Source organism: Pinirhizobacter sp. (assembly GCF_035317885.1).
In the GTDB taxonomy this organism is placed as follows: Bacteria; Pseudomonadota; Gammaproteobacteria; order Xanthomonadales; family Rhodanobacteraceae; genus Pinirhizobacter.
Genome location: NZ_DATHFX010000214.1, coordinates 1 through 5,297, shown reverse-complemented (window position 1 = coordinate 5,297; position 5,297 = coordinate 1). Strand labels below are relative to the sequence as shown.

At 65.3% G+C, this 5,297-nt stretch carries 7 protein-coding genes; 5 read left to right on the top strand and 2 right to left on the bottom strand.

Translation table 11 applies throughout. The features are described 5' to 3' along the window. Together VK519_RS06855 and VK519_RS06850 are read right to left on the bottom strand one after the other, a co-directional pair. Positions 1-204: dihydrofolate reductase family protein (locus VK519_RS06855; RefSeq protein ID WP_324348477.1), on the bottom strand; the 204-nt coding region annotated here is incomplete at its 3' end. Between the two features lie 5 nt (positions 205-209). Next, positions 210-905, bottom strand: coding sequence for a glutathione S-transferase family protein (locus tag VK519_RS06850; RefSeq protein WP_324348475.1), 696 nt, complete (start codon positions 903-905; stop codon positions 210-212). A 202-nt stretch (positions 906-1,107) separates the two neighbouring features. On the opposite strand from VK519_RS06850, the gene VK519_RS06845 reads away from it, so the two are divergent. The 5 genes from VK519_RS06845 to VK519_RS06825 all read left to right on the top strand — a co-directional run. After that, on the top strand, positions 1,108-1,380 hold the full coding sequence (locus VK519_RS06845; protein ID WP_324348473.1) for a hypothetical protein: 273 nt from the start codon (positions 1,108-1,110) through the stop codon (positions 1,378-1,380). After that, entirely contained in the window at positions 1,377-1,646 is a 270-nt protein-coding gene (locus VK519_RS06840; RefSeq protein ID WP_324348472.1) for a hypothetical protein, read from the top strand. The genes VK519_RS06845 and VK519_RS06840 overlap by 4 nt, the downstream gene beginning before the upstream one ends. Beyond that, entirely contained in the window at positions 1,643-3,184 is a 1,542-nt protein-coding gene (locus tag VK519_RS06835; protein ID WP_324348470.1) for a PepSY-associated TM helix domain-containing protein, read from the top strand. The genes VK519_RS06840 and VK519_RS06835 overlap by 4 nt, the downstream gene beginning before the upstream one ends. A gap of 215 nt (positions 3,185-3,399) precedes the next feature. Continuing rightward, positions 3,400-4,440, top strand: a complete 1,041-nt coding sequence (locus VK519_RS06830) for a LacI family DNA-binding transcriptional regulator (RefSeq protein WP_324348468.1) — start codon at positions 3,400-3,402, stop codon at positions 4,438-4,440. Positions 4,441-4,700: 260 nt separating this feature from the next. Beyond that, positions 4,701-5,297: carboxypeptidase-like regulatory domain-containing protein (locus VK519_RS06825; RefSeq protein WP_324348466.1), on the top strand; the 597-nt coding region annotated here is incomplete at its 3' end.

The window sequence follows — 5,297 nt, the reverse complement described above, 5'->3', positions numbered from 1 at the left end:
CGCCATGTCGCCATAGCTGTGGCTCCCCATGATGTGCGCGTCGGCTTCGCGAAGCGCATCGAGGACCCACGCCCTGGAATCGGGGGCCGATGACCGAAACATCCAATCAAGCTCGCCGTTCGGGCCGGCGACAAAGCCGTCCAGGGATATCGACATTTTCATCACTAACTTTCTCATGACTTTCTCCGCAATCAGTAACTTCATTCACATCATTGACTGGGTGTTTCAGCGAGTAATGCCCTTGTGGCGTGACATGTTCTCAAAGCCCGCTTGTAGCCTTCGCGTGCGCTGGTGCGAGCCACGTAGGACTGCTCTACTTCGCCCAGCGTGACGCCTCCATTTCTTTGCGCCAGATTCAGGGCGTAGGTCACCGAAATGTCGGCTGCCGTGAATGTCTCGCCGGCAAGATAGGGCGAGCGCGCAAGCTGCCTCGTTACCAACGTCAGACGGCTTTCGAAAACTTCCAGCGCCTGGCCAGCGCTCCAGTTCTTCCGCTCGGACTCTGGCCCGAAAAGTCGGGCGCCCACGACGAAGTAGATGGAGGCGGCGAGACCGGCTTCACCCAGGTGAAGGAACTGCTGATAAGCGGGGAAGGCCCGATCGTGCGGGTCGATCGCCAGTGGCGTCGGCCCGTAGCGGGCCATCAGGTACTCCATGATCGCAATGGACTCCACCATCGTGACGTCGCCGTCCCGGATCGCTGGAATGAAACCCGCGGGATTGATGGCCAGGAACTCTGTGTCGTTCTCGACGCCGGCCAACAGGTCCACGGGCCTTAGCCGGTATGGGAGCCCCATCTCTTCCAGCAGCCAGACCACCCGGAATCCCCTTCCTTCGCCGAAGACGGTGATCTTCTCGACATCCTTCGATGCTGCGGCCCGGTTCAATGATTCACGTTGCGACATAAGCCCCTCTCCAGTTTGAGATTGGGATTTGGGTTCTATCCCAGCGTCGAACGGCGAATGGCTGGATCGACAGGGCAAAGCAAAAATATTCGTAGCCAACTAGCCCCGCACGGCCCGGCGCCGCGCTTCGCAGCCGACCGGGAGCGGGGGAAGGGGCCCTGTGCCCTTGAAAAGCCGCCCCTAAACGAGAATAATTCTCGTTATGCTTACTTTCGCCATCCTCCTGGCGGCCGCGGCCGCGGCCTTCTGGTACCTCGCCAGCACCCAGCAGCGCCTGCTTGCCCGGCGTGCGGGACGCGCTGCGCGCGTCGCCGCCTGGGTTCTTGCCGTGGCGGCGCTGGCGCTGGCGATCGCCTCCATCGACACCCTCCCCGGTATCTTCGGCGCGCTGTCGGCGCTGATGCTCGGCGCGATCACCCTTCCCTACGTGGCGTGGGGGCTCAAACCCGCCTCCGCCCGGGAGCGGCGGTCGTGATCGGCCGCAGCCTCGCCGGCGCCCTGCTGGGCCTGACCCTGGCCATCGCCCTCACTGGCCTTGCCGTGCTGTGCTGGCCCGGCGACAGCATCCGCGTGCTGGTGCCGGCGGTGGTGGTCTTCTTTCCTCTTTATATGGTGCTGATCCTGGCCGCCTTCCTGTATCGCACCGTCGCCCGCGCCTGGGGCTGGATGGCCTTGGCTAACCTGGTGGCTTTCGCGGCCTTGTGGATTGCCCAGCGCACGCTGCCGGGCCTGCCTTCGTGAGGGCAGAAACGCGCCGTCGGCTGACGGAGCTGCATACCTGGACCGGCCTGATCGCGGGCTTCGCGCTGTTCATCGCGTTCTACGCCGGTGCATTGAGCGTGTTCCACGACGAGATCGATACCTGGGCGGTGCCGCATCCACCGGCGGTGTCCACGGACCTGATCCAGCGCGGCGACGCGCTGATGGCGAAGATCGTGGATGAACATCCGGCCGCGCGCGCCCAGATCGGCATGACCTTGCCCGGCGACCATCCCTCGCATGAAGTGGCGGTGTACTGGTTCGACAAGGACTGGCATGTGCAGGGCCTGGACGATGCCAAGCCGCGTGGCGAGGGCGACGAGCACGAGGGACTGGCCGACTTCGTCTATTCGTTGCACTACACGCTGGGCATCCCGGAGCTGGGCATCTACCTGATGGGCCTGGTGTCCATCGTCTATGGCGTGGCGCTGCTGAGCGGTGTGCTGATCCACCTGCCGCACCTGATGCAGGATCTCTTCGCGCTGCGTCCGGGCCGGAACCTCAAGCGTCTGTGGCAGGACGCCCACAACGTGATCGGCATCCTGAGCTTGCCCTTCCATGTGATCTTCGCCATCACCGGTGCGTTGATCTGCCTGATGACCATCGCCATGGTGGCCTTCAACGTGATGGCTTTCGACGGCAAGCTCGTGCCGCTGGAAGATTCGCTCACCGGCGCCAGCCCGATGATCACCGCCAGCAAGGTCCAGGCGCCCATGCTGCTGCCGCACGTGGCCGCGGAGAAGGCGCGCGCCGTGGCTCTTGCCTCGGGTGCGGAAGGTTTCGACCCCGATTACATGCGCTACCTGCAGTACGGCGACCGCAACGCCGCGGTGGAAGTGCGCGGCCGCTCAGGGAAAACGCTGGGCGAATACGGAAGCGTGGCCCTGAGCGCGGTGGATGGACGCGTGCTGGGGGTGCAGGTGACCGGCGCACGCGACGCCAACCATGCGACCTATGCGGCGATCTTCGGCCTGCATTTCGGCACCTTCGGCGGCACCGCCGTGAAATGGCTGTACTTCCTGCTGGGGCTGGCCGGGGCGTTCCTGTTCTACTCGGGCAACCTTCTGTATATCGAATCGCGGCGCAAGCGCCGGTCAGCCGACCAGCCGCTGAAGGTCCGCGCGATGGCGACGGCCACGGTGGGGCTGTGCCTGGGTTCGTGCGCGGCCATCGCGGTGACGTTCTGCGCCAACCTGGTGGCCGCGGCCTCAAGGGCCGACGCCACGATGATCGTCAAGCCGGTGTTCTTCGTCGCCTTGCTCCTGGCGTTCGGCTGGACGCTGTGGCGACGGCCCGCCCGTGCGGCGGTGGATCTGATGTGGCTGACGGCGGCCTTGAGCCTGGGCGTGGCCATCGCCGATATCGCCTTGCATGGCTTGCGCGTCGAAGGCGGCGGGGCGGCCCTGGCGGTGAACATCACCTGCATCGGCATGGCCGTGGGTTTCGCAAGCCTCGCCCGGGCCACCTCACGACGTGCGCGAAGCGGCGATACGAACAGTGTTTGGGCCGTCGCCAGCTAACTTTTTGCGGTGCAGTGCAGCACGCCTTTCACACCCCCTGTACATGAAGTAAATCATAAGGTTATCCCCGAACCGGCGGGTTCGGGCAGACCTACGTAAGCGTTTACGTGGCAACGCACCAACCGCCATTTTGCGCTGGCTTTACAAACCCCTATGAAAACGTTTACGTTCCGCGCCACAGCACCCGGATAGGGTCGACTCGGGGTTTCGAACGCGTGAGTGTGACGATCAAAGATGTCGCCCGCATGGCCAACGTGTCCGTGGCCTCGGTGTCGCGCGCGTTGAACGGCCATGGCGGCGTCACCGCCGAAACCCAGCAGCGCATCCGTGAAGTGGCCGCGCGCCTGCGTTATGTGCCGCATAGCGCCGCCCGCAGCCTGATCACCCGCCGCACCCACACCATCGGTGCGTTGTTGCCGGATTTGCATGGCGCCTTCTTCTCCGAACTGATCCGCGGCATCGACCTGGCCGCGCGCGCCCGGGGCCTGCACCTGTTGGTCTCCAGCTCCCACGGCGACGCCGAGGAAGCGGCCACCGCGCTGCGCGCGATGCAGGGAAGGGTGGACGGCCTGCTGGTGATGTCACCGCACGCCGATGAAGCCTTCATCGAACAGAACATGCCCACGCCCACGCCGGCGGTGCTGATCAACACCCACGTGCCCGGGCACCGGCATGCGGTGGTGGACATCGACGACCGTGGCGGCGCCCGCGCGATGGTGCAGCACCTGGTGGACCACGGCCGCCGCCGCATTGTTTTCATTGCCGGCCCCGAGGCCAACAACGACGTGCGCGAGCGTGAGAACGGTTACCGGGAGGCGCTGGAGGCCAATGGCCTGGGCGCCAGCCAGCTGATCATCAACGGCGACTTCAGCGAAGAATCTGGTTTCCGCGCAGCGCAGGCGGTGCTGGCCATGAATCCCCGTCCGGACGCCATCTTCGCGGCCAATGACATGATGGCCATCGGTTGCCTTTCCGCCCTGGCCGAGGCCGGTGTCAACGTCCCCGGCGACATCGCCGTGGGCGGCTTCGACGATATCCCGATGGCGCGCTATGTGTCGCCGCCGCTCTCCACGGTGCGCGTGCGCATCGCCGAGCTCGGCGAGACGGCCATGGAGCGCCTGGCGCAGATGATCGAATCGGGTGAAGACATGGTGGTGCCGCCGCGACACATGGCACGCACCGAGCTCGTGGTCCGCGCCTCTTGCGGTGGTTCGGCGCCGTCGCGACGACGGCACGCACCCCCCACCGACGCCTGACCTGGCGTTGCACCTGAGCAAGGGCAACGCCGCAAGTTGAAATTCAGCAAGACAGGAAATAAGGGACCGGAAGCACCGACAGGACCGACGTACCACTGACCCGCGGCATGGGGAGGGCACCGAGGCATGAGGCAGCACGACACAACAACAAACAGGCGTTCGCCGTCGGTGACGACGGGACTGGCGCCGATGCCTGATACCCGCCCGACCTGGGCCAGACAACAAGACATTCAAAGCATCGCCATTTTGGGAGGGGAGCCATGAGCACCGCAGTGAAGTTCCGCAAAAAAATCCTGGCCAGCGTGATCGCTGCGTCCGTGACCGCGATCGCCATCGCGCCCACCGTCGGCTTCGCGCAGACGGCTACTGCCAACCTGCGCGGCAAGGCCGCGCCGGGCACGACCGTGACGGTGAAGAACCCGGACACGGGCCTGACGCGCAGGGCAACGGTAGGCGCGGATGGTTCCTACACCATCATCGGTCTGCCGCCGGCCACCTATACCGTGGACGCAGGCCCCGGCACCGAGAAGCAGGTGACGCTGACGGTGGCGTCCACCGCCACGTTGAACCTCACTGCCGAAGCCGCAGCGGCTCCCGGCGCTGTCAATGCCACCAGCTTGCAGGGCGTGACCGTTTCGGCCAGCACGCTCAACGAGGTCAAGACCCCGGAAGTGGGCCAGACCATTTCGTTGCACCAGATCCAGACCATCCCGCAGGTGTCGCGCAACTTCCTGGAGTTCGCCGATACCGTGCCCGGCATGGCGTTCACGACCGACGACCAAGGCGTGACCACGCTGCGCGGCGGCGCCACCAACGGTGCCTCGGGCAACCTGTACATCGACGGTGTCGGCCAGAAG

Excerpts from the sequence above, each read along its gene's own strand:
- VK519_RS06850 (WP_324348475.1), bottom strand. The coding sequence starts at position 905 with ATGTCGCAACGTGAATCATTGAACCGGGCCGCAGCATCGAAGGATGTC.
- VK519_RS06845 (WP_324348473.1), top strand. The coding sequence starts at position 1,108 with ATGCTTACTTTCGCCATCCTCCTGGCGGCCGCGGCCGCGGCCTTCTGG.